This is a genomic window from [Limnothrix rosea] IAM M-220, from assembly GCF_001904615.1.
Classification (GTDB): Bacteria; Cyanobacteriota; Cyanobacteriia; order Cyanobacteriales; family MRBY01; genus MRBY01.
The window spans coordinates 17,600-43,218 of the sequence record NZ_MRBY01000006.1 but is presented as its reverse complement, the minus strand read 5'-3'; the positions used below and the strand labels follow the sequence as shown (position 1 = coordinate 43,218).

Sequence of the window (25,619 nt, the reverse complement as noted above, 5' to 3'; positions counted from 1 at the left end):
TTAATGTTTCGGCTGTGGTGTTTCGGCGATCGCCCTTTCGTAGGCTTGGCGGGCAGCAGCTTGTTGGGCAGCTTTTTTTGACCGCCCTAACCCTGACGCTAGCAACGTTTCATTGAGCCACACTTCAGCGAAAAAGAAATCTTCCTCACTTTTTGACTGGAGATTTTTTTTGACCCGATAGGTCGGTAAGGTGTGATGTTCGCTCTGTGTCCACACCTGTAGAGCATCTTTATAGTTTTGGCGGGCAGGATCGCGTTTAATTTCAGCAGCTTTAGCTTTTAAAGGTTCATCCAGCCAGGGATGTACCAACGATAGGTCATTTGTCGAAAGGAATAAAGCTCCGAGAGTCGCCTCAAAAGCATCTGCCAACAGTGAAATGAGACCCGCATTTTCGTAGTGGCCATGGTAGAGCAAAAACTTTTGAAAATTGTAGCTCTCCGCAAACTCTGCCAAGGTGCGATCGCTGACCAAAATAGAGCGAATAGCAGCAAACTCCCCCACAGGCTCATCGGGATATTGGGCATAAAGCACTTCCGAGGCTGCTAAACGGACAACGGCATCGCCAATAAACTCCAGTTGCTCATAGTTTCGGTCAGGGGAAATGCTCGGATGAGTTAAAGCTAAATCTAACAAATCCCACCGAATCTGGGCATGGTCTGAAAATCCTAGTCGCTCCATTAGCCGCACTAAACTTTTTTGTCGTTGGGGAGGGAGCTGTGCCATTACAAATTAGGAATTTGAACTTTTACACCATAACAATATTCTCCTGCCTTAGAACGTCGCTACCATAATCAATGGCGAGCAACACCCATCAATTTTGAATCCGGTAAACAATGATCATTGAGCTAAAAAAATGCGTTACAGCAGACATGAGCACATGGGTAATAAGTCTCAATTTATTGCTGCCTCCACGCATCTTACTTTCGGGGAGCTCAATTCTTGGGATTTTAGGAATAGGGCGATCGCCAATTGAAGTGAAAGATAACGATTCAATTACAGAATCCACTCAGCTAAAAAACCTACGTTAGGCTGAAAGTAAATACTCAACTGCTTATCATTTCCAGAAAAATAGAGGCAGGTAACAATGAACCCTTTAATATTTGTCCTTCTTGCATTTGGCGGCTTTGGCGTGTTTGGCTCCGTCAAGATCGTTAACGAAAAAAATCAATATTTAATCGAAAGCCTCGGCAGTTACAAAAAAACCCTTGGCCCCGGCCTGAATTTTGTCACGCCTTTTATTGATAAGGTCGTTTATCACGAGACTACCCGCGAAAAAGTCCTTGATGTTCCCGCCCAGTCTTGTATCACCCGCGATAACGTTTCCATTAGTGTGGACGCGGTTGTGTACTGGCGCATCGTCGATATGTATAAGGCTTACTACAAGGTGGAAAATCTCCAGTCGGCGATGGTGAACCTTGTTTTGACCCAGATTCGCTCCGAGATGGGTAAGCTCGAACTCGACGAAACTTTCACTGCCCGCACAGAGATTAATGAATTACTTCTCCGTGAGCTGGATATTTCTACCGACCCTTGGGGTGTCAAAGTAACCCGTGTGGAATTGCGCGACATTATGCCCTCTAAAGCTGTGCAGGATTCGATGGAACTCCAAATGGCGGCAGAACGGCAAAAACGAGCGTCTATTTTGACTTCTGAAGGTGAACGGCAATCGGCGATCAACTCCGCCCAAGGTCGCGCTCAATCCAATGTTCTTGAAGCAGAAGCAGAAAAAAAAGCGGCAATTCTTGAGGCGGAAGCACAAAAAGAAGCTATTCTTCTGCGAGCAGAAGCGGAACGTCAAGAGGCAATTCTGCGGGCGCAGGCGACAGCTCAGGCTACGCAAATTGTGTCCCAGCAACTACAAAACAATCCCGGTGCTCAGGAAGCGTTGCAGTTTATTTTGGCTCAGGAATATCTCCAGATGGGTCAAAAGATTGGTACGAGTGACAGTAGTAAGGTTATGTTCCTCGACCCCAATAGCATGATGTCTACCCTTGAGGGTGTTAAGTCTGTCATTGGGAATGGCAATGGCGATATGGCTTCGCTCAAGGCTGGTCTCGGTAAGTTGGATCGCCATTCTTAAGGGTGTTTGGTTTTTAGATTTTTTTGGGGTATTTTGATATTCCTTTAAGTCCCTCTAGTGAGTCAGGGGGACTTTTTCGTGTCAGTAAATTAATGGGGATATGTTCAAGGTTTTTTGGGAAGGTGCAAAAATGATGCGATCGCCGAAGGCAATTTCCAAGTTTGAAATTAAGAAAAAAGCCTCGATAGATTGGCAAAATTTATTCTTTAATGAATAGTCCAATGCCATTAGTGACATGGCTGGCCTCGAAGAACGGCGATCGCCGAATCATTAATCTAACCACCTAAAAAAAACTCCCCAACAAAAGTCGAGGAGAATGATGGAAGGTAAAACTTGTTTAGTGCTTCAACAAACTACAAATGATTAGGCAGGCACTCCGGCAAGCCCGACGAGCTTTTCGCTGAGATCCCACAAAACATCAGCTTTATTATCATCAAGAGCCTCATCCGAAACTTCTTGCATAAAGGCTTCACGTCCCTCTTGTTGACGGTTGCCCCAGCTCCAGTAGACACCAGATACATCAAAACCGGGATCTGCCACAACCTTGGCGAGACGTTCCCCAGCCACTTCTTCGGTGACGTAGCCGCCCGTAATGTTCTTTTGGAACCAAGGGAAAATTGTGCGGAATAAACCATAATGATTGCGGAATAAACCCGTCTCAGCAACACACCCAGGGTAGAAAGAATTGAATACAATACCTGTCTCTTTATGAAAGCGATTGTGCAATTCACGCATGGTGAGAATATTGCATAGTTTGCTGTCCTTGTAGGCTTTTCCGGGCTTAAAGATTTTGCCATCAATCATTGCCACAGGAGGCTTAAAGCCTGCTGCCATCCCCTGAAGGTCACCGAGATCCGGGGGCGCAGGAATGGGAATTTTGCCACCGACTTCCTTCGGGTTTGCCGTTACTGTCCCTAGAATGACGAGACGCTTATCGTCTGCGGGAGAATTTTTTAGATCCTCCAACATCAAGTTACACAGCAAAAAATGGCCGAGGTGGTTGGTTGCCACAGAAATTTCGTAACCGTCTTTATTGCGCTGTGGCTCTTTTTCTAGGGGCAAATAAACGGCGGCATTACAGACGAGGGAATAGAGCACCTTACCTGTTGCTCGAAAATCTTTTACAAATTGACGCACGCTATCAAAGTCGGCGAGGTCGAGGTGGATGATGGTTCGACTCTCTTCGGGAATACCAACTTCTTTGGCAACTTTTTCGGTCTTTTCGAGGTTACGGCACGCCATGATTACATGCCAACCTTTATCGGCGAGGGACTTAGCACCGTATAGACCGACGCCGGAGGATGCTCCGGTAATGATCGCTGTTTTTTGCTGTTCGCTCATGATTGTCTGTTTCGGCTGGAATTTATCGCGTTAGTTGCTGATTTTACTATTCGAGTTTGCTCTTAAGTTCTAGGGTGTTGCTGTCGTGACAGAATTCCTGAAAATCGCAACGGACAAACGAAATGAAAAAAAATCGGCAAAGGCTTAATTTGTCAGGCGATCGCCCATCTTTAGACTTGCCAATGTCATTAGTTTTAAGACTTTGAATATTTATGACTCAATGTTGCTGGTTCCTTTACAAAGCCAGTGCTCAGGCGAAAAGTTGTTACAAAGCGAGACATTCGGTCATGGAGAAAGGGAGACGCGGAGAAAGGGAGACGCGGAGACAAAGGCGTAAAAGGGGACACGATAATATGGCCATTGTTTTCATTAATACTGAAATTATTGAGCTGAAGAAATCTTCTAATCTCCCCATCATCGGTTCACCATCACAGGCTCTGTCTAACTTGCACTCGGCTCAACTAGGCTTCGGGTGTGTTATGTCGCGATCGCCGGGCATCGATAAAGCTTTTGACGTAAAATCCCAACGCCACTGCGGTTGTAAGTAGCATCATGCCAATGCGTAACATTCCTGCGCCGCTACCGTTACTGAGCGCCCGCCAAAAAGGTGGAATTAAAGCGGCTAAGGTGACTAAAGCAAGGAACGCAACAATATGGGCGGATCGCCTTGTTGTAACTTTTGACCCCCGGAGAAAGCACAAAAAAGCCAAGGCCAAGACCGACTGGAATAAATGCCGTGGGAGAACCACTATCGAGATATCCCCAGATGCCAAGAAGCACAAGGGAAGCACCGTTGACGAGGGTGGCAAAGAAAGGGGCTTGTTTCATGATGTTGTCAAAAAAAAGTGAAGTGACGTTGCAGCGGCAGTTGTTAGGGCAATCTTAACGAGTGATGGGTTAGACACATCAGAAATTAGACTATGATTCTGCCAAAATTCTAGGCCAAAATTTTCCTGAAATCTCTATGGTTGTTTTGTTGTAGATGTCATCAAATTTGAGGTGCAAATCCAGCACTCTGATGGGGGAAAGGCCTTAAAAATAATGAATTACGTGCTTCCATGGAGATGCAATGTAAAAAATGCACGATGAATCACTTAACTTTACTGGAAAGTACGCTGAACAACGGCTGAAGTGGCTGGCGATCGCCTATGATCAAATTCGTGATTATTAGAGGCAGCTCAGATGAAACGGGTTTCTGTCAACTACAGGTCACCGACCTTCATTATCGGCTTATGTTTAACGGGATTACTCGGTGTCAGTATTCTCGCGACAAAGGGTCGTAATTGGTCGCCCAAGGAGTCTGCCAATCCTGCAAACATTGACCCGAATTCTCCATCGGCAGTACTTGAGCTGGCTGATACTGAGCCGGAGTCTCGCCAAGCTGATCTACAGGCGATCGCCGCGTCAGGAGACAACCTTTTAGACCAAAGCCGCGCCCGCTATCTTTTGGCCATGGCGCACCTCGAAGCCTATGAAGGGGGAGCCGCCCTAGAACAGCTAGAAAATTTAGAAAAAGATTATCCAGTTCTTGCACCCCATATTTTCATTAAACGCGGACGTGCCCACGAACTGAGTAATGATCCCGCCGCTGCCCAATCCACATGGCAGCAAGTTTTAAAGCGTTATCCAGAAAGTCCTGCCGCCGCCGAAGCGCTGTATCGTCTCAGCCAGTATGACGACAAATATATCGAACAGGCGATCGCCCAGTATCCAGCCCATCCCCGCACCCAAGCCCTCATCCGTGCCCAGCTAGACAACAATCCCGACCAGCTCAAGCTCTTAGTTTCCCGGTTACTATACGATGCCGATGCTTCAGATATTGGTACAGTACGAGAAAGATTAGTAAATAATTACAGTGATCAGCTCACACCAGAGGTTTGGGAGGCGATCGGTGATAGCTTCTGGGACAGTTGGGACTATGGTCAAGCCGCAAAAGCCTACGAAAAAGCCCCCACAACTTCCCGTAATCTCTACCGTGTGGCGCGGGGTTTTCACATTAGCAATGAAGAACGTAACGCTCGCCGCGCCTACCGCACACTCATTGAAAAATTTCCCGATGCCGAAGAAACCGGTTTAGGCCTACGTCGTTTGGCAACCTTAGTCAAAGATACCGAAGCTCTCGCTTATCTAGATCAGGCTTACCAAAAATTTCCCGAAGAAGCCCCCGAAGCCCTATTCAGTAAAGCCAATATTCTCGAAAAATTAGGCAGTGCTCAATCTGCCGACCAGGCGCGAAAAATGGCGCTCAATGGTTTTAAAAGCCATGGGGCAACTAGCGAATATCGTTGGCAACAGGCCGAGCGCTACGCTAAGGAAGGCCGTTTTGATCGAGCTTGGGAGTGGGCGCAACCGATCGCCGTCAATACTCCCAGCCATTCTTTAGCAGCCGAATCTGTGTTTTGGATTGGGAAATGGGCAGAACGTCTCAATCGGCCTGAGGAAGCAGAACAAGCATTTAATACCGTCATCGCCGATTATCCTGAGTCCTACTATGCATGGCGATCGGCCGTCCAGCTCGGTTGGGATGTGGGCAATTTTACGTCAGTGCGCGATTTGCAGCCAAACCTTGCGATCCCGAAAACGAGACCATTACCGCCTGCTGGCTCCGAAACATTTCAGGAGCTGTATCGTTTAGGCCAAGATTTTGATGCATGGAATGAAATCCAGATGGAGTTGGCCGCCAAGCCAGAGTTAACCATTGAAGAAGAGTTTACAGCTGGCCTCTTAAAACTTACCCAAGGTCGCTATCTGAAGGGTATCAATACCATTTGGGGCTTGAGTCAACGGGATGAGCCGGGCGATCGCCAAGCGTGGTTAGAGCTACGGCAACGGCCTGATTATTGGTATGCCCTCTTTCCATTTCCCTACGCGGATCAGATTCTTAAACATTCCGCTGACAATGAACTCAATCCTCTTTTGGTGGTGTCTCTGATGCGTCAAGAGTCGCGCTTTGAAAAAGAAATCCAATCGCCCGTTGGCGCAACGGGTTTGATGCAGGTGATGCCCGCCACCGGGGAGTGGATCGCCGACCAGATTGACGATACGGAATATTCCCTCAATAATCCTGAAGACAATATCCAGTTTGGGACATGGTATCTCCGCTATACCCACCGCGAATATGATGATAATTCCATGTTGGCGATCGCCAGCTACAATGCGGGGCCCGGTAATGTGGCGAAATGGGTGCGCCGCTTCGATACGAGTGACCCAGACTTTTTTGTGGAGCAAATTCCGTTTAATGAAACCAAAGGCTACGTTGAGGCTGTCTTTGCAAACTACTGGAACTATAAGCGACTCTATGATCCTGACTTACAGAAAAAACTCAAGGAAGCAAACGTTTTCTAACACATATTAGCCCATGGAACAAAAGCCCAAACCCCTTAACCTGAGGTGAATTCAAGGGCTGAAAAGAATAAATGGGCGATCGCCTTGTCCCATGGAAAAAGTAGCAAGTCGATACAATGATAAACGCCAATTTAGATTACAGAATGGAGCAATGAGTAATTTTTTCGCTGGCTCGAAGATCAAAGTGACACAATTGCCACCCTACTTGAAAACGGCTGACCCCATGCCCATGCTCAGACCCGCTGATTTGATTGCCGTCGGTGATATCGGCACTGTGCGCGATCGCCGGCCGGGAGACTATTGGGCGATAAAATTTGAGCGGGGTTCTTTTTTACTAGAAGAAAAATATTTCGAATTAGTCAAAAGTCACCTGATGGAAGCTGATGAATAGGTATGAGCCACATAAGCGTGCAACATCGTCCTTTTAGAAAAACCCTTTTAAAATGGCTACTTGTTGGATTGGGCAGTATTTCCGGCATTTATTTTGTACTATGCCTTTTTCTCATCGTGTGTCAAAATCGCATGATTTTTAGGCCGACTAAAACCCTTGAAAATTTTCCGACTGCCTATGCCCTAGACCATCAAGAAGTCTGGTTACCCGTTAAAAATTCTGTCCAGATTCACGGTTGGTGGCTCCCTTCTCAGGCGAATAGTAACGGTAAAGCGTTGTTATTTTTGCATGGCAATAGCTATAACGTCGGTGAAAATCTTTTCCACGCCAAACGTTTTGTGGACATGGGTTTTTCTGTTTTGTTAATGGACTACCGCGGCTATGGTCTCAGCGGTGGTAAATTTCCCGATGAAAGTCAGGTCTACGAAGATGCCCAAGTCATGTATGACTATCTCCTTGAAACCCAAGGCTTTGCGCCAGACCAAATTTTTGTCTATGGTCATTCCCTTGGCGGGGCGATCGCCATCGAACTGGTAAAAAATAATCCGGCTGCGGGGCTGATCACAGAAGGAACCTTTACCTCCATGTCCGATGTGGCGACCTACTCTGGGAAATATTCCTTGATGCCGGTGAATTTGCTGCTACATCAACGCTTTGAATCCCTGAGTAAGATTCCTGAGATTACCATCCCCACATTGTTTATTCATGGCATCGAAGATGATGTAATTCCCGCCGCCATGGGTCAAACTCTCTACAATTCGGCGATCGCCCCAAAGCAATTATTTCTTGTGCCTGAGGCTGGACATAATGATGTGGCAAAAACTGCTGGGCAATCTTATGACAAAGCAATTTTGGCTTTTAAAGAATTTGCGATTTCTCAAACTTCTGCTACCCTCGCACCGTAGAACGCCAGAGTTGGTAAAACCATTTAACCGTAGGGGTTTAACATGTTAAATCCCTACAATATTGCACTGAAATTACCGTCTTTTTAAACAAATAACAAAACAGACAAAGAGTCCCTCTGAAAATGTATGACTCTTTGTCTGCTTGTAAAAATATTTGAATGTTTTTTAGATGCGGCTAGGGGATTTGACTGAGGGGAACCAAATCACCGTGAATCGTAAAACCAAGGAACATGTCATCGCCAGCTTGAATAAGTTTGCCCGTTAAGACACAGCTTTCATCTTTCTGGGCGATCGCCTGAACAGTGGCGCGAATATCAGTCGGGGTAAATTTGGGGCGATAATCTCCGGACTTTTGGTTAACATAGTTCCAGAGGATGTCACGAATAAGGGACTGATAACCTTGGTTTCCCGATAGATCCTTTAGCTTTTCCTTAAGCGTCCGTTCTAGACGAATACTGGTAACCTCCATATCCGTCGTTGAAGTTTTGGCCTGTGTCGCAGTGCGCATAAAAATTCTCTCCTAAACTAGACTTTTATGTAGTGCAAGTGTAGCATAGCAAGTATAAGGCATTTTCAAGGAGGTAAGACCCTTGTTGTATCAATCCACCCAACAACGTTTCAGACAATTCGCACAGCGCGTGGGCGATCGCCTGATGGTGGATAGCAATAGGGTTCTTGGCTTCGAACCGATGACAATCCTTGCGGAAAATCCGATCCAGCATTGGAGTCTACCAGAGGGGAATTCGACCTTAGATCGCGACCAGTCATGTTTTAGTGAATTTGACGAAATTCAGCCATGTAAACCCATTTATGTCGCAATTCATCTTTGTTTTGGCTTTTTCTCTAATTTAATCAGCAGTTTAATCGGCGGAAGGCTCCGACTCATATTCTGAGCCACAGTCCATCACCATTCATGGGTGTTTGAACAATGATCCTTCCGCTTCTGAGATTAAGAGGCGGTTTTTTTATGGCGATCGCCCCCATTGATTATTGATGCAGAGGGTAGCGAAGCGTTGGGCAAACCCCTTTGGTTGTGCCGTTTGAGTTGTGTTTTTAGTTTATTGATTTTTTATTACATCACCGGAGAGCGTGATCATGTTGAAGTTGATCTATACCGATGAGTCCTTTCGATTAGAGCGTTTAACTCAGTCTGTGGAAACTTGGATTCGAGATCGTGCTGTTTTAGCATTACGGACAACCCAAAATTTTTATCTGGAGCCGAGCAGTGCTGCTTTTTTGGTTTTAAAAGATTTGCCGTTATTGGCAGAGCTGGTCGAGATCAAGGGTGACTGTGACGATATTCTCGACATCGCGGTTTGTGATGCGGAGTATTCCGAAGTTAGCCTCAAGGGTCATTGGGTAACTAACGATGAAGGCGATTGCAGCGGTACATTTATCTGTAAGCTCGGCGATCGCCCAGAATTGTTACTAGAAAAAGTTTGGCAAGCCAGTCAAAACTCTGCACCTGTGCGGGAAGAGTAATATTTGCCAAATCGTTGTGAACTATCGCCTGTTTCGACTAAAAAAGTCTATCCTCTGGAATAGGTTTTTTCTTTTATTTCGTAGGGGTTTAGCCTGTTAAACCTCTACAAAAAGATCTGTTTAAAGGATGTAGAGGCTTATGCGACTAAAAATTTGTGGTTTAACGCGGGTGGATCAGGCGGTGGCGATCGCCGCGATGGGCGCAACGGATATCGGTTTTATTTGCGTCAAAAAATCCCCCCGTTACATCACCCCTGAAAACATTCAGCCCATTGCCGCAGCATTGCCGGACGCTACAGGAAAAGTCGGTGTTTTTGCGCATCAAACCCCTGAAGAAATTGCTGAAATTGCCCAAGACTCTGGTCTCAGTACAATTCAACTGCACAGTGATGAATCCCCCGAATTTTGCCAACAAGTCCGTCAACTTTTACCTAATTTAGAACTCATTAAAGCCCTCCGAGTCCGCGATCGCCGCACCCTTGAAACCGCTAAAGATTACGAAACTGTCGTCGATGTCCTGTTACTCGATGCCTACCACCCCGAACAATTAGGCGGCACAGGCCACACCATTAACTGGGAAGATTTACAGGCGTTTAAACCAAATATTCCGTGGTTACTTGCAGGCGGTTTAAAACCCGATAATATCCAGCAAGCTTTAACCCAGTTGCAGCCAGACGGCATCGATTTGTCTAGTGGTGTGGAAGATTCGCCGGGTCTGAAAAACATGGATCAAGTCGCCGCACTTATGGCTCAACTTGCTGCCTTCAATGCGTAGGGCGATCGCCTCGTAAGGCATATTTTTGATAAAAAACGAGATACCCACATAGCCCAAAACCATTATTTCGTAGGGGTTTAACAGGTTAAGTCCCTACAGAGTCTATTAGAGACAGCGGTGATTTTCACAAACAAGATTTATGAATAGGGTTATTAGATATTTTGTCGTGACTTAGCATGGAAATAGCAGAACACTAGCACTATCTTCGTTTAGATGTCCCTACTATTTTTGGCGATCGACCCGTAATTCATGAAACCGCAAAAATTATCACCATCCGAAACCTTGCGGCGTAGCTTATTGATGGTGTTACGTGCTGCGCCAAAAGAGTTAAGCCGTCTTATTTTTTTTAATTTAATTAATGGTGTTGGCCCTTCGGTATCATTATTTCTCAGCAAAATTGTCATCGATGAAGCCACTGTTTTATTAGGCGATCGCACCCAGGCCGAAGCCTTTCAAGTAATGTTGGCGAACCCCGTTTTATTGTGGAGTATGGTGGCGGTTGTTTGCCTAAATCTTTTTGTTGATTCCCTCGATGCCATTCGTAACCCCATTAACCATGCCATGCGGGATCGAGTACGGGGTCATGTGCGCGGCAAAATCCTGAGGAAAATTACATTTTTTGATGATATTGCCCTATTTGAAAATCCCGATTTACTCAATCTTTTAAAACTAACAGAAACAGGCGAAGAAAGATTAAAATGACTTTCATCTATTGTCATGTTTGCGTTAGTTGGCATTTTTCTATTTGTGCCTTCAGTCGCCATTACCGTTTCCATTGCTTGGTGGGTTCCCCTTGTTTTAATTGTCTTTGGTGCACCCTCTTTCCATGTGGAAATTAAGTATAGTCGTAAGAGCTGGAAAGTCGAAAAAACCCAAGCTAGCTTAACCCGTGAAATGGAGATTTATGCCAATTTAATTAAAGGGGAAAACTACGCAAAGGAATTACGCCTGTTCTCGTTGCAAGGCATCATGATTGAGCGGTGGCAAAGGCTTTTTGATGCCGTATTTATGCGGATGATGAAAGTTAGAAATGGTGAAGCATTTAGCGTTCTAATTTGGGCATTGATTGGCGGTTTGGGGGCAGCATTTTGCTATGTATATGTGGTACTGGGGGTATTGCGCGGTATTTTTAGCCTTGGCGATTTAGCGCTCTATACAGGCATTATTTTGCAGGTGCGTCGTAGCCTTTTTATTATGATTGCGACTTTAGGTGATGTTTATGATGTGGCATTGGCAACGGCTCCTATTTTTCAGTTACTCGATCTAGAACCGCAGCTTGTTTCTGGACAGCAAAAAATCGAGATAAGGTCAGAGAATTCACCGCTTCATATTGAAGATTTATCGTTTGTTTATCCGGGAGGCGATCGCCCCACTTTAAAAAATATTAATCTCACTATTAAGCCGGGAGAAATGGTGGCATTGGTGGGAGAAAATGGGGCAGGCAAAACAACATTAGCAAAACTATTATGTCGGCTCTATGACCCCAGTGCAGGCTCAATTTATTGGGGAAAAACAGATTTTCGCTCTCTAGAGCTGGATGAATTACGTTCCAAAATTGCGGTGGTCATGCAAGATTATGCCCGCTTCCCCGCCTCGCTACGGGAAAATGTCGGTTGGGGTGATGTTACCCAAGAAGCAGAAGAGTCTTCGGTGTTACAAGCCCTTGAAAATGCTGGTTTGGAATACCTTTCAAAAAGTCTTGGTGAGGGTCTGGATACTCCCCTCGGTAAGCAGTTGAAAGATGGTACAGATTTGTCGGGTGGTCAATGGCAGCGGGTGGCGATCGCCCGTGCTTTGATGCGAATATCGTCGGCAAACTTACTAATTTTCGATGAACCGACTGCAGCCCTCGACCCGAAAAATGAACATGAAATTTACCAGATTTTTCGAAAAATTGCGGCGGGAAGAATGAGCGTTGTCGTTAGTCATCGCCTAGCCTTAGCGAAAATGGCTGACCGTATTGTGGTGATGGAACATGGCGAAATTGTAGAGATGGGTAGTCATGATGAATTGATGGAGCAAAACGGCATTTATCATCTAATGTTTAGCCGCCAAAAGAGTAGTTATATTTAGAAAATAATGCTAAAAACAAGTGGCATATAATGAGTTTTCATCTACTAAGCTAATGATAATAAAATCTAAAATTACAGCAGCAGACATCCGCTGACTGGTGAGTGAAAAATCTTTAGGGGGGGTTAACTTATTGCCAAGATGGCTATATTGAGAGTCCCCATCGATAAGGTTAAAAAAAATTGGGCGACTTGCTATGGTTCACAGCTTTATTATCTTGGTTTAACGATATAAAATCGAAATATTACAAAGCTTATTGTGGTTGTCCTTACGATTTGGGTTTCTATTGTAAACACCAACATGATTTCCAGTTATGGCAATTTTATTTTACTGGATTTACTAAAAAATATCGGCGATCGCCTTACTGAATTATGGCGATAAAGTAGCTTGCAGTTACGGCCTTGCCTGAGCCCTATTTCCTGTGAAAAAAAACTGTCGTATCTAAGCACGATTTTGGGAAAATCTCAGAATAAATTATGCCTACTGCATCGGCTTCTAGTTTGATATATCTATCATTTTTTAAGCGAAACCAACCAATCAGTCAACTTTGCTTTTTTTGAGTTGTGGCATCGCAGTATCACATCGTTCAAATGCCATCCGACTGAGGCGATCGCCATTTTGTAGGGGCGGGCTTTCTAGGCTGTAGGTTGTCACCGTTTTTATGGACAGCACTATCTCCCTACAATCCAGAGACTTTATGGTTTTAGTCTAACGAGCAAAATTTCTCTCGCTGCTCTCCGTAAAAATAAGATGTTCATGCTTAAAGCTTGGTGAAGGTTATTATTTTGCACCATGATTTTGAGCCACGATTTACCGGTGAGAGAAGAAAGTGGCGATCGCCCAAATTCTCCATAGCCATTAGCCACCATCGTTAAAACATGAGTTCTTGACCGCCCAAAACTTTAGAATCAGGAATACCATTGCAAGTCCAGCAAAGACAAAGACTCTCCTGCTAAAATCTCTAAAATGAATCTAGCCCTCCACCTTGTCTGAAAATTTCCCTATGAAAAATTTTTGGTTTGCTCAACCTCGTCGTCTTTTGAAATTAGTTTGGCGGCGCAGTGTCATGATGTTTTGTATAGGGATAACCTTGGCAACTGTCGGGGGGTACGGTCAGGCGATCGCCCTCACCCCAAAGAACTATGACGAGCTAGAATTTCCGCCACTCCCTGAAATTACCCTGCCAGAATATGAACGCTACGAACTCGCCAATGGCATGGTGATTTATCTAATGGAGGATCACAAATTACCCCTAGTCAGTGGTTCCGCCATCATTCGCACAGGGTCACGGTACGAACCAGCCGACCATGTCGGTTTAGCCGGAATTACCGGCATAGTAATGCGTAGCGGTGGAACAACAGAACATCCAGCCGATGAGCTAAACGAGATCCTAGAGCAACGCGCCGCCAGCATTGAAACAGGCATTGGCGGTAGTTCTGGTAGCGCTGGTTTTAGCGCCCTAAAAGAAGACTTTGATCTGGTTTTTGACCTATTTGCAGAAGTGCTGCAACAACCAGCTTTTCCCCAGGACAAACTTGATCTTGCCAAACAGCAAACCAGAGGGGGTATTGCCCGCCGCAATGATCAACCGGATGCGATCGCCTCCCGGGAATTTAACAAACTCATTTACGGTGAAGACAGCCCCTATGCCCGTACCGTTGAATACAGCACCCTTGCCAACATTGACCGTGAAGATTTAGTCGAATTCTACGATACCTACATCCGTCCAGACCAGATGATTCTCGGTATTGTCGGCGATATCGATGTGGCGGCCACCAAGGCGATGATCGAAGAAAATTTTGGGCGTTGGGAAAATCCGACGACGACCCCAGACCTAACACCGCCCAACGTTGCCCCCACCGCAGCCCTAGGCCAAGCCTTCCTCGTTAACCAGCCCCAACTTACCCAGAGCAGTATTTTAGTCGGACATCAAGGGGGACAACTGGATAGTCCAGATTATCCCCAGCTAAGAGTAATGAATGGTGTGATTAGCGGTTTCGGGGGAAGACTATTTAATGAAATTCGTTCCCGCCAAGGTCTTGCTTACTCGGTCTACGGCGTTTGGAGTCCCCGCTACGATTATGACGGTGTCTTCATTTCAGGAGGCTCAACCCGCTCCGATGCAACAATTCCTTTTCTGCAATCTCTCAAAGCAGAAATAAACAAGATTCGTGAAACACCCATTACCGAAGAAGAACTATCGAATGCCAAGGAATCAATTCTAAATTCCTTCGTGTTTAATTTCCAAGATCCCGGTCAAACCCTCTCGCGTTTAATGCGATATGAGTACTACGACTACCCTGAGGATTTCATTTTCCAGTACCAACAGGGCGTAAAAGCAACCACCATTGAGGATGTGCAGCGTGTGGCTCAAACTTACCTAAGACCTGAAGATTTGACGGTTTTGGTGGTGGGTAACGCCGCAGAAATCGATCCGCCTTTAAGTGAGCTTTACTCTGAGGTGACAGAACTAGATGTCACGATTCCTGAAGCTCCTGAAACTGAGTGAACCAGCGACAAAGAGAACGCTCTGTCTCTTTCAAAGTAGGGGCAGGGTTTTACCGTCCTAAAAGTCGTATTGTTCGGGATCTCGGTGTTTTAGCGGCGGCAATATATCAAGCTGAAACAGGTTCTTTGCGAGTTCTCGACGGACTATCGGCAACGGGGGTGCGATCGCTGCGCTATTGCCATGAGGCGAAGGCGGATTGGGTTTGGGCGAATGAAGGAAATCCCGATTTATATGAAACGCTAAGCACCAATTTGGCGACGCTCTTACCAGCACAAGCGGCGGTGAGTTCGCTTAATGTTCATCATCTCTGCATGGCGAGAGCTTTGGCTGGCGATCGCTATGATGTTGTGGATATTGATGCCTTTGGGTCGGGTTCGCAGTTTGTGGCTGATGCGCTCGATGTCACAAAAATTGGTGGTTTGATGTATCTCACTAGCACCGACGGCAGAACCTATAGTGGCAGAGAACCCCAGCGAGCTTTACGACAATATGGCGCTTATATTCGCTCCCACCCATCTGTCCAAGAGCAAGGATTGCGGTTACTGCTGGGCAATTTAGTGCAACAAGCTGCCCGGAGGGATTTGGGGATTGAGCCAATTTTTTCGTTTTTCTGGGGTGATACCTGTCGGATAATGGCGCGGCTAACCCGCAAGCCAATTTTGACAGAACGCAACTATGGCTTTCTTGGCTATTGTCACCATTGCGGTAATTATCATTTGCCAACTTGGAAAAAGTTATCCCAAGCGGCTTGTCCCCATGATCAGCTACCACTAACCCTGAGCGGAGCGTTGTGGCTCGGCAAACTTCATAATGACGATTTCCTCGCCAAGATGATCGAGCTGGCAAATCTATGGCAATGGCAAGATGTTGCGAAATTACTCGTGACAATGCAATGGGAAAATAACTTACCGCCTTATTTTTTCCCACTAAAGGAAATTGGCTATCGTGGCAAATTGGACATACCGCCAATCGATAATTTACTGGCGGCGTTGCAAAACAAAGATTTTGACGCGAGTCGTACCCACATTCAAGCGCAAGCTATCAAGACTAATGCTTCAATGCAAGAGGTTGTGGCGATCGCCCGTTCCCTTGCCAGCTAAATTTTTGATTTTTTGCTTAATAATGTGTGCCAGACTTGCGATGGTGAATCGCTGTGATGCCGTTGTCCTGAAGCAATTTACCCTTATCCGTGGTGGCATAAATAACCCAATGATCGCCACATTCCATCCGGTTTGCTACCGTGCATTCAAGATAAGCGAGCGCTTCAGAAAGAATTTGGCAACCATTTTCTGCCTCGGTGGTTTCGATGTCTGCAAACCGATCTTCCCCCGGCTCAAAGGGCTTCAGGAAATGTTTCATTAAGCCGATGTGATTACCCTCCTGCAAGACATTGATCACAAAATTAGAGCCATTGTGCATAAGCGATTCGATCGCCCGTTCTTTGGCGACAGCCACCGTGAAGCCGGGGGGATTGAAGGTTGCCTGGGAGACCCACGAAGCCAACATTGCGCCGGATAATTCCTCTTGCTTGGTTGTGATCACACATAGGGAACCGACAATGCGACCGAGGGCTTGTTCGAGATTTGCGGTTTGGGAAGTGGAGGCGACATTTTCCTTGGGCTTACGGCGTTTGGCGGCTTTTTTTAGGGATTGGGCAAAGTCTGTACCGGTTTCTTCGCAGGTTTTAATGGTGACTTCTGTCGGTTTGAATTTGACGCGAATGGGTTCAAATCCTAGCTGGTAGCCTGCATCTTTAAATTTGCCTTCTAGCAAATCGATTGCCTCGCCACTCCAACCAAAGGAACCGAATACGCCAGCTAGTTTAGTTTTTTCCGCGTTGGCTAGCACGATACCGAGGGCAGTCTGGATTTGTGTTGGGGCATGGCCACCGAGGGTGGGGGAGCCCATAATGAAGCCGCTACAGTTGGCGATCGCCGTTTTGATTTCTTCTGGTTCAGCATGTTCAGCATTAAAAGTTTCCACCATCACGCCAGCTTTTGAGATACCGCGGGCAAGGGCTTGGGCGACGGTCGCCGTATTGCCGTAAGCTGAGGCGTAAATTAGGGCAACGGAAATGTCATTTTTTTGTTGTTCTGCCCAAATTTGGTAGTTATTTAAAAGTTCTTGACGGCTGTAACGCACAAGGGGACCATGACCCGTGGCGAAGATGGTCGCAGGCTTTTCGGAAATTTTTCCCAATGCCAAAAGGGTTTGTCGGATAGATGTTGCATGGATGCAATCAAAATAATAGCGACGGTCTTCTTCGTAAACCTGCCAGCCTTCGTCTAATACTTGATCGCCACAAACATGGGCCCCAAAAAATTTGTCAGTGAAAAGGATTGCCGTTTTTGGGTCAAAGGTACAAAGATGCCCAGGGAAACGCGGTGTCGGCGTTAGGGTGAATTCAAGGTTGTGTCCTTGCCCTAAATCTAAGGTGTCTCCTTTTTTGACGATCTGGACTGTGGGATTTTCATCCTTAAGGAGATCCTGTAGGGCGATCGCCGCCGGATTCGAACAGACAACAGTTGCTTGGGGGGCAAGCTCAAGTAACGCCTTTAAAGTGGCGCAGCGGTTGGGATTCGTGTGGCCGAGGATAATATAATCCAATGTTCGTAGATCAAAACGTTCCTGTAGAGCATCAATAAAAACCCCTTGAAACGATTCCCCCGGTGGGTCGATGAGCGCCCGTTTTTCACCTCGAATCAAATAACTATTGGCAGTTGTTCCCTTTTGCAGACCATATTCGATTTCAAACTTGAGGCGATCCCATGTCCGCGATCGCAGCACAAGCGTATCAGCACTTAGCGGGTAAGGCTGCACATCTCTAGGTCTTGTTTCAACTGCCATAGTTCTGCTGAGGTCATCAATACATCACCTCCCAGTATTGCAGAAGACGCTCGGCGATCGCCATCTCCCAAAACTAGGAAAACTCATTTCATTAAGTGCTAATAACGCACATTTTTTTACCGGCACTGTCCCACGAGCCTGACGACCATGCCGCCCAAATTTTCCCTCCAAAGAATCCCAAAACATTTTGAGTAGGGGGGGTTAAGGGGCTGTACCACCCATCACACTTCGCCGGAAGATCCGGCATAATAACCCCTAAGAAAGAAATTGTTGCCGAAGTCTCTGAGCGTCTAATCTTGATGATGCTTGGAGATTTTTCATCTCTGAGGTTGTCAGTCAGTCGGTCGCCATACATCGATCACGATAGGCGATCGCCCACCATTGGAAAACCGACCTAACCCCTAAAACTCATGTCCTTCGTAATTCCCTACCGCATTCGGATCAACATCACGGCGAGAACCTAGAAACTCAAAACGATTCACCCGAATTACCGGACGAGAACATTCATAACCGTTGCGATTCGTAAACGTCTCTATTTTTAGGTATCCTTGCACGGCAATTTGACGACCCTTTTTTACATAATTAGCAGCCAACTCTGCTGTTTTGCCCCACATCTCCAAATTAAACCAGTCTGGCTTATCGTCACGGCTCGTAGGGCGATTGACTGCCAGTGTCAGAGTACAGAGAACTGTTCCTGATTCAAAATAGCGAACCTCAGGATCAGTCCCGACTCTGCCCACTAAATTGACGATATTGATGCTCATAACTGATATTTTTGTACGAATGATCTCCCCTTATTCTGCCACAGTTATCCGTAGCAATTTCTGAAGAACTTTTGTATGGTGTGATTGATTTACCTACAACAAAGTCGAGTCACAATGCTAGAGCTATATCAGTTCGAACTGTCGCAATTTTCCGAAAAAATTCGTCTTATTCTCGATTACAAAGGTCTAGAGTACAAAAAAATTGAAGTTACTCCCGGTATCGGCCAATTAGATCTCTACAAGATGTCCGGCCAGCGCCAAGTGCCTGTGCTCAAGGATGGTGACACTGTAATTAGTGATTCTACAGAAATTGCTTTTTATCTTGATCGTAAATTCCCCGCGAAACCCATTGTGCCCGTTGATTCGATCCAGCGTGCCCAATGTCTCATTATGGAAGAATGGGCTGATGAATCGATCGGTTTAAAAGGTCGTACAGCTTTTGTTGGTGCGTTAAATCAAAATCCAAATTTTCGAACTTCTATTTTGCCAAAGGAAGTCCCCGGTTTTTTCAAAAATCTTTTAGGCGCTGTTCCCGGTGATGTTCTGGACTTTTTTGGCTCTGGTGTTGGTCTGGGTGGCGATGCTGTTAAATATGCCCAACGGGGTCTAAAGCAGGATTTGGAAGCCCTAACTGCAATTGTGCAAAATCAACCTTACTTACTGGGTGAGCAGCCGACTCTGGCAGATTTTAGCGTGGCGGCTCTGAGTATCCTGCTCAAGTTCCCCGGTGGTGACTACCTTGATATTCCTGAATATCTCAAGGGTAAAGGGATTCCAGGGCTCGGAGATAATGCTGAATATGCGCCTTTCTTTGAGTGGCGCGATCGCCTTTACTTAGATTTCCGTCAGCAATCTGGTGGCAGCAGTCAAACAAAATCTGATAATGATTCACCCATGACGATCGAGATTGATTAGGGGAACCATAACCCCGGACTGAATCTAGCAAATAAAGTTGTTGAAGATTGCACTTTTGTCATCATAGGTAGGGCGATCGCCCTACCTTCCCGATTCCTATCGCAGAGGGAAAAATATATTGAAATACCCATATCCTCAAGGCTGTACCATAAAATGACACCAGTGTATCTCAGACATCAAGCTTTATGAAATAGGCTTAAGTATTGTAAACTACGCAAGAATCAAAAAAAATTGAGCATTTTAAGTAAGGAGCATAGACAGTTATGACGGCGGCGGCTACGTCATCACTCAGAATGTCAAAGGAGTATCTACGCCCACCCAGCGGTATGAACCCAAACGTGTGGATGGTTATCATCGCCGTGGTTTTGATCGCTACATCTGTGTGCGGATATTGGGTTTGGGGTTGGTACGATTGGGTTTGCTTTTGTGAAAATGTTTTAGCCTTGCACTTAGCTGGAACGGTTATCCATGATGCTTCCCACCGCGCCGCCCACAGTAATCGTGCCGTTAACACTGTTTTAGGCCATGCCAGTGCCTTGATGTTGGGATTTGCGTTTCCTGTTTTTACTAGGGTTCATCTCCAACACCATGCCCACGTTAATGATCCTGAAAATGATCCCGACCATTTTGTGTCTACCGGTGGCCCACTATGGATGATTGCTGCTCGCTTTTTCTACCATGAATTCTTTTTCTTTAGGCGTCGTCTTTGGAAAAACTATGAACTCCTCGAATGGTTTCTCAGTCGCGCCTTTCTTGGCATCATTGTGTATCTCGGTATTCATTACGGTTTTATTGGGTACATCATGAATTTTTGGTTTGTACCGGCATTGGTTGTCGGTATTGCCTTGGGTTTGTTTTTTGATTATTTACCCCATCGTCCCTTTGAGGAGCGCGATCGCTGGAAAAATGCACGTGTTTATCCCAGTAAGCTCCTTAATCTACTCATTTTGGGTCAAAACTATCACCTCGTCCATCACCTTTGGCCTTCCATTCCTTGGTATAAATACCAGCCTGCTTACTATCACATTAAGCCCCTCCTCGACCAAAAAGAATCTCCCCAATCCCTTGGTCTTTTGAAGGGCAAAGATTTTCTTGGATTCCTTTACGATATTTTTGTGGGCATTCGTTTTCACTCGAAATCTGATGCTAAATAATTGATTTTTCCGCCATTGACTTTTCTCTTTATTTTCCTATTGCCGCTAATACTATGATTGATTCTCAAGCAGTTCTTGATGCTCTAAAACCTGTAAAAGATGCCGAACGCAAGCAAGGCTTGGTGGAAGCGGGTAAGGTGCGGGATATCGCCATTGACGGTCGCAATATTGCTTTTACCCTTGCTTTAACCACCTCTACGGGGATGGTTAAGGATTTGATTGTAGAAGATTGTAAAAAGGCTGTAATGGCGCTTGAGGGGGTTGACACCGTAGAGATTGAAGTAGTCGCGATTCCTAAGCCGCTGCCGAGTCCCCAGGGTATTGAGGATGTCCAAAATATTATTGCGATTTCTAGTGGTAAAGGTGGTGTCGGGAAGAGCAGTGTTGCTGTTAATGTGGCGATCGCCCTTGCCCAGAGCGGTGCAAAGGTTGGTCTTTTAGATGCCGATATCTATGGGCCGAATGTCCCCAATATGATGGGTGTCGGTGAAGTCGAGCTAAAAGTGGATAAAAGTGGCGGACAAGATGTTTTACAGCCAGAGTTTAACCATGGCGTAAAGTTTGTTTCGATGGCATTTTTGATCGACCCTGACCAGCCTGTGATGTGGCGCGGCCCAATGATCAACAGCATGGTGCGGCAGTTTTTGTATCAAGTCAATTGGGGTGAATTGGATTATTTATTGGTTGATATGCCCCCCGGCACAGGTGATGCTCAGTTGACCATGGCTCAGGCTGTACCGATGGCGGGAGCGATTATTGTGACAACGCCCCAAACCGTCTCGTTATTGGATTCTCGCCGTGGTCTGAAGATGTTCCAGCAGATGGGGGTGAATCTCCTTGGTATTGTCGAGAATATGAGCTATTTTATTCCACCTGATATGCCGGAGAAGCAATACGATTTGTTTGGTTCTGGTGGCGGCGAAAAGACTGCAAAAGAATTAGATGTACCCCTACTGGGCTGTGTGCCTCTAGAGATTGCCCTGCGTGAAGGTGGAGATAACGGCCAACCAATTGTTGTAGCTCAGCCGGAGTCTGCTTCTGCAAAAGCCTTAGTTTCTATCGCTGAGGCGATCGCCGCTAAAGTTTCTGTTGTAGCCGTCGCCTAAAACTCACATCACACACAGGTATTCGAAAAAAAGAAAGAGCCATGTGGCTCTTCCCTTCTCATATTTCCATAGACGGAAATTTTACTTAATTGTTTTTAAGGTTCAACTTGATTTGAGCCAAAATTAACGCTTAATCTTTTTCGCCATGCTGCGGAACATATCCATACTGGTATCCACTTGATTAGAAGCTTTAGGTGCCGGTGCTGGAGGCTCAAATTTCTTTTCTTCTACTACAGGCTCAGGTGCCTTTGTTTCTTGGACAGTGGGAGCAGGAGCTGCAGGCTTAGGAGCAGGAGTTGATGAACTAAAGCTAGAGGAAGAAGTGCTACCGAAGCTACTAGAGGACGAAAAAGAGCTAGCGCTGCCAAAGCTAGAAGAGAAGGAACTGCTAGAGGATGTAGAACGAGAAGGAACTTGGTTGGGATCTACATTGCGCATTTTGTCCGAGGAAACCTGGGAAATGATAGTTTTCCCCTCTTGTCCCTTGATCTTAGGGAATGTGCGCTTGATTGTCTTAGGCTGTTTCATATACTCGGTATCGCCCAAGGTTTGAGCTTCTTCAAAGTCAAGGAAGAAGTCGCCTTTTTGGGGTTCGTTTTTATTGCCGCCAAATAATCCGAAGAGTGCCATAAATTTAAATTAATTTTCAACAAACAACATTACTTTGTGTAAATGATATCAAAAATCTTCTCATTTAAGTATATTGCTAAACATTTGAGAAGTTTGTCTCCGCTGCATTTGCAGGTGTTTCGTCGGTGTTTGTCGCGACGGCAAATCCATTGGCTTTTTTTTGCATCATTTTTAAAATATTGAGAAAGCCATTGGCACGGGACGGCGTTAAGCTAACGCTCAAACCTGTCTCCTCAATGAAGTCTGGCTTAACTGCAATAATTTCTGCTGGAGAAAGGCCGTTGAGGCCGTTGATCAAAAGGCCAACTAATCCTTTCACTAACTGGGCATCGGAATCGCCATGGTAAGTGACTTTATCGTTGGCATAGTCGGCGGTAATAAAGACTTGGGACACACATCCATGCACTTTGTTGTTGGGATTTTTATCTGCTTCTGGCATCGGCTCAAGCTTGTTGGCATACCACAATAGCTGTTGATATTTTTGCTTGGGATCGGTTTTGCGTTTAAAACGACTAACGATTTTGGCAAGATTTGCAGGTAAAGCTGATGACATAGCGACAATAGTGAGAGTCAAATGATAACTATTCTACGTAGTATTGTGACAAAAAAAACTCGGCGATCGCCATGGTAGGGAACACCGAGAAGGTAAATTTAAGACGGAACAACGCCGAATAAAACTATTATTTAGCGACTATATTTAGCGACTAAAGGAGGGTAACTCAACAGCAGCAAGGGATGCACGCTTCTTTGCTGTACGTAGGGGGTTTAAGGTGGGAGAAGGCCAATTTTTTTGTTGTGCCGGTTTTGGCAAGGATGCACTGGCCATCTGTTGTGTTGGTCGCTGGATGGTGGACGATACTGGTGATGGGCTACTGATTCTAGGTGAAATATTAGGTGAAATATTTTGCTGGGGCATGTCTTGGAACTGGGGAAATTGCAAAATATCTTTAGGTAAATTGTTTGTCTGTGGCGGAGTCGCTGCCTCTTGGGACATTACTGCCATTTCAGCTTCTAGGGCTTTGAGTTGTTGTTCTAAATCTTCGTTTACATCCGGTGGCAAGACAAGTGAAGACTGTTCTACATTCGGTGAGGTCTCTCGTTCGTTTTGAATCGGCTCTGCTTTAATCGGTTCTGCTGGGAGCTCTTCGGTTGCCATCTCGACGGACTCCATTTCGTCGAGATTTACGGTGGGAGTACTAGAGGAAAATGAAGGCTTGGGTTGTAATGTTTGCTCAGACCAAGGTTTGATGCGACTGACCTTTGGGATGGGGGTCTTGGTAATGGGGGGATTGGTGATGTCTTCGACTTTTACCCCTTGTTTTTCTAAGGCTGTTTTGTATTGAATGGCGTAGCGTTGTTGGCGTTGGAGGCGGGCTTGTAGGTCGTGGATTTCTTGCTCTGCGGCGACTAATTTTTGCTGCTGTTCGTCGTAGGATTCCCGTAGTAATGTGCATTCACGCTCGACTTGAGCCAGTTGGGTTTGGCTTCTTTTTAAAGTCTGATTGAGTTCGTTCATCATGTTGCGGTGCTCACGAACGTCTGCTTTTGCTAATTGTAGATCTTGGGTAAGACGGTCGATTTCACTTTGGTTACCTGTGAGGTTATCGGCTTGCTGGTCAAGGAGGTTGTCGGCGTTACGAGAGCGGGCAATTTGTGTCTGTAGTCGTTCTTGGGATTCGGCGAGGGCTTGTTCGAGCTGGACAACGGTTTTTACAAGTTCGCGATTGTGTTGTCTGAGTTTACGGGCTAGCAAAAAGCCGTCGTTTTCGATGTCGAGATCGGGGCTTGGGGGGGCGATCGCCGTGTTGTTGGAATTTTCTATGGTTATGTCATCAGAGGCTATAGCATCAGATTCGGAGCCAGCAGCCGTTGCGGAGACATCAATAGTTTGGGAAGAGGTGTCTTCTAAAAAAGCCTCGGTTTCGAGGGGATTCGGCTGTTGTGAATCGGGATTTTGGTGGCTCATAGTTTCGTGAATCTAGACGTGAGGCGACACAGACTAAAGATTTAAGAGGATAGGCTGCTTGAAGTGTATCAAGGGATGGAAAAAAATTCGACAAATTTTAACTGTTTTTTGTCAGTTTTTCCGGTAATTTCTTGAATTCTAAAGCTATTTTACGATTGTACAAAGGATTCTGAGAAGTGCCTGTTTATTTTCGTGATTGATTAAGTGTGCGATGATCCTGTTCTTCATTTGTGTCGAAATGGTTTTCGCTTCTGGGCTAGAAGGTTTGGGCAAGGGCAACGTCTCGCAGTTCGTCGGGGGTGAGATTGGAGTATTGGATTTCACCGTCCTTGAGCCAAATAATACGTTTTGTTTGCACTGCAACTTCGTTTTCGTGGGTAACCATCACAACTCCCATGCCTGTGTTGTGGAGTTCTCCAAAAAGTTCGAGGATTTCGTGGGTTGTACGGGAGTCTAATGCGCCTGTTGGTTCATCGGCGAGGAGAAGTAAGGGTTCATTGACGATCGCCCGGGCGATCGCCACGCGCTGTTGTTGTCCACCGGAAAGCTGATTCGGTCGGTTATGGAGGCGATTTGCGAGGCCTACCTTGGTAAGGGCTGCAACGGCACGATCTCGACGTTCTTGGCTAGGGACATTGCCATAAATCATCGGCAGGATAACGTTTTCGAGGGCGCTCATTTGGGGCAATAGATGAAATTGCTGGAAAACAAAGCCGATATTTTGGTTGCGGATGAGGGCGAGTTGGCGATCGCTGAGGGTGGCAACATTTTCATTATTCAGGAAATAACTACCTGATGTCGGTTGGTCAAGGCAGCCAATAATATTCATTAGCGTCGATTTGCCGGAACCAGAAGCTCCCATAATTGAGCAATATTCCCCGGTGGCAATGGTGATATTGAGATTACGGAGAGCGTAAACTGTGGTTTCTCCGGAGCCATAGATTTTGAAAAGGTCTTGGATTTTTATCATGGGTGGCGATCGCCCAGTCGGCTACCGAGTAAAGAAGCAAAGTTTGGCTATAAAGATATTGTATCGAGTTGGCCACTGCCCCGATGCAAGTGACTTTTTCCACCAATGGCTTTTGTCTGTATCGCAGTGTTTTTACCGTTTTCCGATGGAGCATGCTCGCTTGGGCGAGATTAGACACCGACAAGGCATTTACTAGGGAATTAGAGCCTGTTACACCACTATGGGTGGCAGCTTCTGTTGAATTTACCTCTGATGTTAGCAAACGAAAGCAATCCAATTCGCACATGGGGCGATCGCCGTTAAAGTGCTGGGAAATTGGCGACCAACTCTCCCAAAGAATTCCTTTAATAAAAACCATACCTTTGGTAA

Annotated in this window: 29 protein-coding genes; 16 read left to right on the top strand and 13 right to left on the bottom strand. The window is 45.9% G+C overall.

All coding sequences use genetic code 11. The annotated features are described in order from the left end of the window. The gene (rnc, locus tag NIES208_RS04010; protein ID WP_075889973.1) at nucleotides 1-723 is read right to left on the bottom strand and encodes a ribonuclease III; all 723 of its coding nucleotides are present in this window, start codon (nucleotides 721-723) and stop codon (nucleotides 1-3) included. Nucleotides 724-1,084: 361 nt separating this feature from the next. On the opposite strand from rnc, the gene NIES208_RS04005 reads away from it, so the two are divergent. Then, nucleotides 1,085-2,080 carry an SPFH domain-containing protein gene (locus tag NIES208_RS04005; protein ID WP_075889971.1) on the top strand — a complete coding sequence of 332 codons (996 nt, stop codon included), beginning with the start codon at nucleotides 1,085-1,087 and terminating at the stop codon, nucleotides 2,078-2,080. A gap of 363 nt (nucleotides 2,081-2,443) precedes the next feature. Here NIES208_RS04005 and NIES208_RS04000 read toward each other — a convergent pair whose 3' ends face one another. After that, complete coding sequence (locus tag NIES208_RS04000; RefSeq protein ID WP_075889969.1) at nucleotides 2,444-3,421, bottom strand: protochlorophyllide reductase; 978 nt, start codon at nucleotides 3,419-3,421, stop codon at nucleotides 2,444-2,446. Nucleotides 3,422-3,774: 353 nt separating this feature from the next. Here NIES208_RS04000 and NIES208_RS03995 point away from each other — a divergent pair, with 353 nt between their 5' ends. Next, the gene (locus NIES208_RS03995; RefSeq protein WP_139324983.1) at nucleotides 3,775-3,969 is read left to right on the top strand and encodes a hypothetical protein; all 195 of its coding nucleotides are present in this window, start codon (nucleotides 3,775-3,777) and stop codon (nucleotides 3,967-3,969) included. Between the two features lie 37 nt (nucleotides 3,970-4,006). On the opposite strand, the gene NIES208_RS18485 is transcribed toward NIES208_RS03995, so the two are convergent. Then, entirely contained in the window at nucleotides 4,007-4,249 is a 243-nt protein-coding gene (locus NIES208_RS18485; protein WP_139324982.1) for a hypothetical protein, read from the bottom strand. Between the two features lie 354 nt (nucleotides 4,250-4,603). On the opposite strand from NIES208_RS18485, the gene NIES208_RS03985 reads away from it, so the two are divergent. The 3 genes from NIES208_RS03985 (at nucleotide 4,604) to NIES208_RS03975 (ending at nucleotide 8,062) form a co-directional block, all read left to right on the top strand. Continuing rightward, nucleotides 4,604-6,766, top strand: a complete 2,163-nt coding sequence (locus NIES208_RS03985) for a lytic transglycosylase domain-containing protein (protein WP_075889963.1) — start codon at nucleotides 4,604-4,606, stop codon at nucleotides 6,764-6,766. A 151-nt stretch (nucleotides 6,767-6,917) separates the two neighbouring features. Continuing rightward, nucleotides 6,918-7,157 (top strand): regulatory protein SipA, encoded by a 240-nt coding sequence (gene sipA, locus NIES208_RS03980; protein ID WP_075890090.1) that lies wholly within the window; start codon nucleotides 6,918-6,920, stop codon nucleotides 7,155-7,157. Nucleotides 7,158-7,288: 131 nt separating this feature from the next. Continuing rightward, nucleotides 7,289-8,062, top strand: a complete 774-nt coding sequence (locus NIES208_RS03975; RefSeq protein WP_225875244.1) for an alpha/beta hydrolase — start codon at nucleotides 7,289-7,291, stop codon at nucleotides 8,060-8,062. Nucleotides 8,063-8,237: 175 nt separating this feature from the next. Here NIES208_RS03975 and NIES208_RS03970 read toward each other — a convergent pair whose 3' ends face one another. Beyond that, on the bottom strand, nucleotides 8,238-8,570 hold the full coding sequence (locus NIES208_RS03970; protein WP_075889959.1) for a ribbon-helix-helix domain-containing protein: 333 nt from the start codon (nucleotides 8,568-8,570) through the stop codon (nucleotides 8,238-8,240). 82 nt (nucleotides 8,571-8,652) lie between these two features. On the opposite strand from NIES208_RS03970, the gene NIES208_RS03965 reads away from it, so the two are divergent. From NIES208_RS03965 to NIES208_RS19595, 6 genes are all read left to right on the top strand, one after another. After that, nucleotides 8,653-8,955 carry a hypothetical protein gene (locus NIES208_RS03965; protein WP_139324981.1) on the top strand — a complete coding sequence of 101 codons (303 nt, stop codon included), beginning with the start codon at nucleotides 8,653-8,655 and terminating at the stop codon, nucleotides 8,953-8,955. A gap of 202 nt (nucleotides 8,956-9,157) precedes the next feature. Next, nucleotides 9,158-9,544: an alr0857 family protein gene (locus NIES208_RS03960; protein WP_075889955.1), complete on the top strand. Its 387-nt coding sequence runs from the start codon at nucleotides 9,158-9,160 to the stop codon at nucleotides 9,542-9,544. 139 nt (nucleotides 9,545-9,683) lie between these two features. Continuing rightward, a complete protein-coding gene (locus tag NIES208_RS03955) occupies nucleotides 9,684-10,319 on the top strand; it encodes a phosphoribosylanthranilate isomerase (RefSeq protein WP_075889953.1) in 636 nt (211 codons plus the stop codon). 249 nt (nucleotides 10,320-10,568) lie between these two features. Beyond that, on the top strand, nucleotides 10,569-11,021 hold the full coding sequence (locus tag NIES208_RS19320) for a hypothetical protein (protein ID WP_225875243.1): 453 nt from the start codon (nucleotides 10,569-10,571) through the stop codon (nucleotides 11,019-11,021). Nucleotides 11,022-11,036: 15 nt separating this feature from the next. Further along, nucleotides 11,037-12,392, top strand: coding sequence for an ABC transporter ATP-binding protein (locus NIES208_RS03950; protein WP_225875242.1), 1,356 nt, complete (start codon nucleotides 11,037-11,039; stop codon nucleotides 12,390-12,392). Nucleotides 12,393-12,647: 255 nt separating this feature from the next. Beyond that, nucleotides 12,648-12,770 (top strand): hypothetical protein, encoded by a 123-nt coding sequence (locus NIES208_RS19595; protein ID WP_282956280.1) that lies wholly within the window; start codon nucleotides 12,648-12,650, stop codon nucleotides 12,768-12,770. Nucleotides 12,771-12,926: 156 nt separating this feature from the next. On the opposite strand, the gene NIES208_RS19590 is transcribed toward NIES208_RS19595, so the two are convergent. After that, nucleotides 12,927-13,061, bottom strand: coding sequence for a hypothetical protein (locus NIES208_RS19590; protein ID WP_282956279.1), 135 nt, complete (start codon nucleotides 13,059-13,061; stop codon nucleotides 12,927-12,929). 23 nt (nucleotides 13,062-13,084) lie between these two features. Continuing rightward, entirely contained in the window at nucleotides 13,085-13,258 is a 174-nt protein-coding gene (locus tag NIES208_RS18850; RefSeq protein ID WP_171971711.1) for a hypothetical protein, read from the bottom strand. A 134-nt stretch (nucleotides 13,259-13,392) separates the two neighbouring features. Between NIES208_RS18850 and NIES208_RS03945 the strand changes: the two genes are divergently transcribed. Further along, complete coding sequence (locus NIES208_RS03945; protein WP_075889951.1) at nucleotides 13,393-14,898, top strand: M16 family metallopeptidase; 1,506 nt, start codon at nucleotides 13,393-13,395, stop codon at nucleotides 14,896-14,898. After that, nucleotides 14,895-15,998 (top strand): N2,N2-dimethylguanosine tRNA methyltransferase, encoded by a 1,104-nt coding sequence (locus tag NIES208_RS03940; protein WP_075889949.1) that lies wholly within the window; start codon nucleotides 14,895-14,897, stop codon nucleotides 15,996-15,998. Before NIES208_RS03945 ends, NIES208_RS03940 begins: the two co-directional genes overlap by 4 nt. Nucleotides 15,999-16,014: 16 nt before the next feature. On the opposite strand, the gene NIES208_RS03935 is transcribed toward NIES208_RS03940, so the two are convergent. Continuing rightward, nucleotides 16,015-17,745, bottom strand: coding sequence for a diflavin flavoprotein (locus NIES208_RS03935; protein ID WP_075889947.1), 1,731 nt, complete (start codon nucleotides 17,743-17,745; stop codon nucleotides 16,015-16,017). A gap of 401 nt (nucleotides 17,746-18,146) precedes the next feature. Further along, nucleotides 18,147-18,509: a single-stranded DNA-binding protein gene (locus tag NIES208_RS03925; RefSeq protein ID WP_075889943.1), complete on the bottom strand. Its 363-nt coding sequence runs from the start codon at nucleotides 18,507-18,509 to the stop codon at nucleotides 18,147-18,149. Between the two features lie 114 nt (nucleotides 18,510-18,623). Here NIES208_RS03925 and NIES208_RS03920 point away from each other — a divergent pair, with 114 nt between their 5' ends. The 3 genes from NIES208_RS03920 (at nucleotide 18,624) to NIES208_RS03910 (ending at nucleotide 21,684) form a co-directional block, all read left to right on the top strand. After that, the gene (locus tag NIES208_RS03920; RefSeq protein WP_075889941.1) at nucleotides 18,624-19,424 is read left to right on the top strand and encodes a glutathione S-transferase; all 801 of its coding nucleotides are present in this window, start codon (nucleotides 18,624-18,626) and stop codon (nucleotides 19,422-19,424) included. Nucleotides 19,425-19,687: 263 nt separating this feature from the next. Continuing rightward, nucleotides 19,688-20,578 (top strand): beta-carotene hydroxylase, encoded by an 891-nt coding sequence (crtR, locus tag NIES208_RS03915; protein WP_075889939.1) that lies wholly within the window; start codon nucleotides 19,688-19,690, stop codon nucleotides 20,576-20,578. Nucleotides 20,579-20,631: 53 nt separating this feature from the next. Continuing rightward, nucleotides 20,632-21,684 carry an Mrp/NBP35 family ATP-binding protein gene (locus tag NIES208_RS03910; protein ID WP_075889937.1) on the top strand — a complete coding sequence of 351 codons (1,053 nt, stop codon included), beginning with the start codon at nucleotides 20,632-20,634 and terminating at the stop codon, nucleotides 21,682-21,684. 123 nt (nucleotides 21,685-21,807) lie between these two features. Here NIES208_RS03910 and NIES208_RS03905 read toward each other — a convergent pair whose 3' ends face one another. The 5 genes from NIES208_RS03905 to NIES208_RS18480 all read right to left on the bottom strand — a co-directional run bounded on the left by NIES208_RS03905 (nucleotide 21,808) and on the right by NIES208_RS18480 (nucleotide 25,608). Continuing rightward, complete coding sequence (locus NIES208_RS03905; RefSeq protein WP_075889935.1) at nucleotides 21,808-22,314, bottom strand: hypothetical protein; 507 nt, start codon at nucleotides 22,312-22,314, stop codon at nucleotides 21,808-21,810. A 76-nt stretch (nucleotides 22,315-22,390) separates the two neighbouring features. Further along, nucleotides 22,391-22,867 carry a SufE family protein gene (locus NIES208_RS03900; protein WP_075889933.1) on the bottom strand — a complete coding sequence of 159 codons (477 nt, stop codon included), beginning with the start codon at nucleotides 22,865-22,867 and terminating at the stop codon, nucleotides 22,391-22,393. A gap of 144 nt (nucleotides 22,868-23,011) precedes the next feature. Then, the gene (locus tag NIES208_RS03895) at nucleotides 23,012-24,280 is read right to left on the bottom strand and encodes a hypothetical protein (protein WP_075889931.1); all 1,269 of its coding nucleotides are present in this window, start codon (nucleotides 24,278-24,280) and stop codon (nucleotides 23,012-23,014) included. A gap of 256 nt (nucleotides 24,281-24,536) precedes the next feature. After that, nucleotides 24,537-25,250, bottom strand: a complete 714-nt coding sequence (locus NIES208_RS03890; RefSeq protein WP_075889929.1) for an ABC transporter ATP-binding protein — start codon at nucleotides 25,248-25,250, stop codon at nucleotides 24,537-24,539. Continuing rightward, nucleotides 25,183-25,608, bottom strand: a complete 426-nt coding sequence (locus NIES208_RS18480) for a hypothetical protein (RefSeq protein WP_139324980.1) — start codon at nucleotides 25,606-25,608, stop codon at nucleotides 25,183-25,185. The genes NIES208_RS03890 and NIES208_RS18480 overlap by 68 nt, the downstream gene beginning before the upstream one ends. Nucleotides 25,609-25,619: the final 11 nt, after the last annotated feature.

Coding starts and splice junctions, on each gene's coding strand:
- NIES208_RS18485 (WP_139324982.1), bottom strand. CDS start 4,249: ATGAAACAAGCCCCTTTCTTTGCCACCCTCGTCAACGGTGCTTCCCTT.
- rnc (WP_075889973.1), bottom strand. CDS start 723: ATGGCACAGCTCCCTCCCCAACGACAAAAAAGTTTAGTGCGGCTAATG.
- NIES208_RS03905 (WP_075889935.1), bottom strand. CDS start 22,314: ATGGCACTCTTCGGATTATTTGGCGGCAATAAAAACGAACCCCAAAAA.
- NIES208_RS04005 (WP_075889971.1), top strand. CDS start 1,085: ATGAACCCTTTAATATTTGTCCTTCTTGCATTTGGCGGCTTTGGCGTG.
- NIES208_RS03920 (WP_075889941.1), top strand. CDS start 18,624: ATGCTAGAGCTATATCAGTTCGAACTGTCGCAATTTTCCGAAAAAATT.
- NIES208_RS04000 (WP_075889969.1), bottom strand. CDS start 3,421: ATGAGCGAACAGCAAAAAACAGCGATCATTACCGGAGCATCCTCCGGC.
- NIES208_RS03925 (WP_075889943.1), bottom strand. CDS start 18,509: ATGAGCATCAATATCGTCAATTTAGTGGGCAGAGTCGGGACTGATCCT.
- NIES208_RS03960 (WP_075889955.1), top strand. CDS start 9,158: ATGTTGAAGTTGATCTATACCGATGAGTCCTTTCGATTAGAGCGTTTA.
- NIES208_RS03895 (WP_075889931.1), bottom strand. CDS start 24,280: ATGAGCCACCAAAATCCCGATTCACAACAGCCGAATCCCCTCGAAACC.
- NIES208_RS03970 (WP_075889959.1), bottom strand. CDS start 8,570: ATGCGCACTGCGACACAGGCCAAAACTTCAACGACGGATATGGAGGTT.
- NIES208_RS03995 (WP_139324983.1), top strand. CDS start 3,775: ATGGCCATTGTTTTCATTAATACTGAAATTATTGAGCTGAAGAAATCT.
- NIES208_RS03955 (WP_075889953.1), top strand. CDS start 9,684: ATGCGACTAAAAATTTGTGGTTTAACGCGGGTGGATCAGGCGGTGGCG.
- NIES208_RS18850 (WP_171971711.1), bottom strand. CDS start 13,258: ATGGTGGCTAATGGCTATGGAGAATTTGGGCGATCGCCACTTTCTTCT.
- NIES208_RS03975 (WP_225875244.1), top strand. CDS start 7,289: ATGATTTTTAGGCCGACTAAAACCCTTGAAAATTTTCCGACTGCCTAT.
- NIES208_RS03935 (WP_075889947.1), bottom strand. CDS start 17,745: ATGGCAGTTGAAACAAGACCTAGAGATGTGCAGCCTTACCCGCTAAGT.
- NIES208_RS03985 (WP_075889963.1), top strand. CDS start 4,604: ATGAAACGGGTTTCTGTCAACTACAGGTCACCGACCTTCATTATCGGC.
- NIES208_RS03910 (WP_075889937.1), top strand. CDS start 20,632: ATGATTGATTCTCAAGCAGTTCTTGATGCTCTAAAACCTGTAAAAGAT.
- NIES208_RS18480 (WP_139324980.1), bottom strand. CDS start 25,608: ATGGTTTTTATTAAAGGAATTCTTTGGGAGAGTTGGTCGCCAATTTCC.
- NIES208_RS03890 (WP_075889929.1), bottom strand. CDS start 25,250: ATGATAAAAATCCAAGACCTTTTCAAAATCTATGGCTCCGGAGAAACC.
- sipA (WP_075890090.1), top strand. CDS start 6,918: ATGAGTAATTTTTTCGCTGGCTCGAAGATCAAAGTGACACAATTGCCA.
- NIES208_RS19320 (WP_225875243.1), top strand. CDS start 10,569: ATGAAACCGCAAAAATTATCACCATCCGAAACCTTGCGGCGTAGCTTA.
- NIES208_RS03945 (WP_075889951.1), top strand. CDS start 13,393: ATGAAAAATTTTTGGTTTGCTCAACCTCGTCGTCTTTTGAAATTAGTT.
- NIES208_RS03900 (WP_075889933.1), bottom strand. CDS start 22,867: ATGTCATCAGCTTTACCTGCAAATCTTGCCAAAATCGTTAGTCGTTTT.
- crtR (WP_075889939.1), top strand. CDS start 19,688: ATGACGGCGGCGGCTACGTCATCACTCAGAATGTCAAAGGAGTATCTA.
- NIES208_RS03950 (WP_225875242.1), top strand. CDS start 11,037: ATGTTTGCGTTAGTTGGCATTTTTCTATTTGTGCCTTCAGTCGCCATT.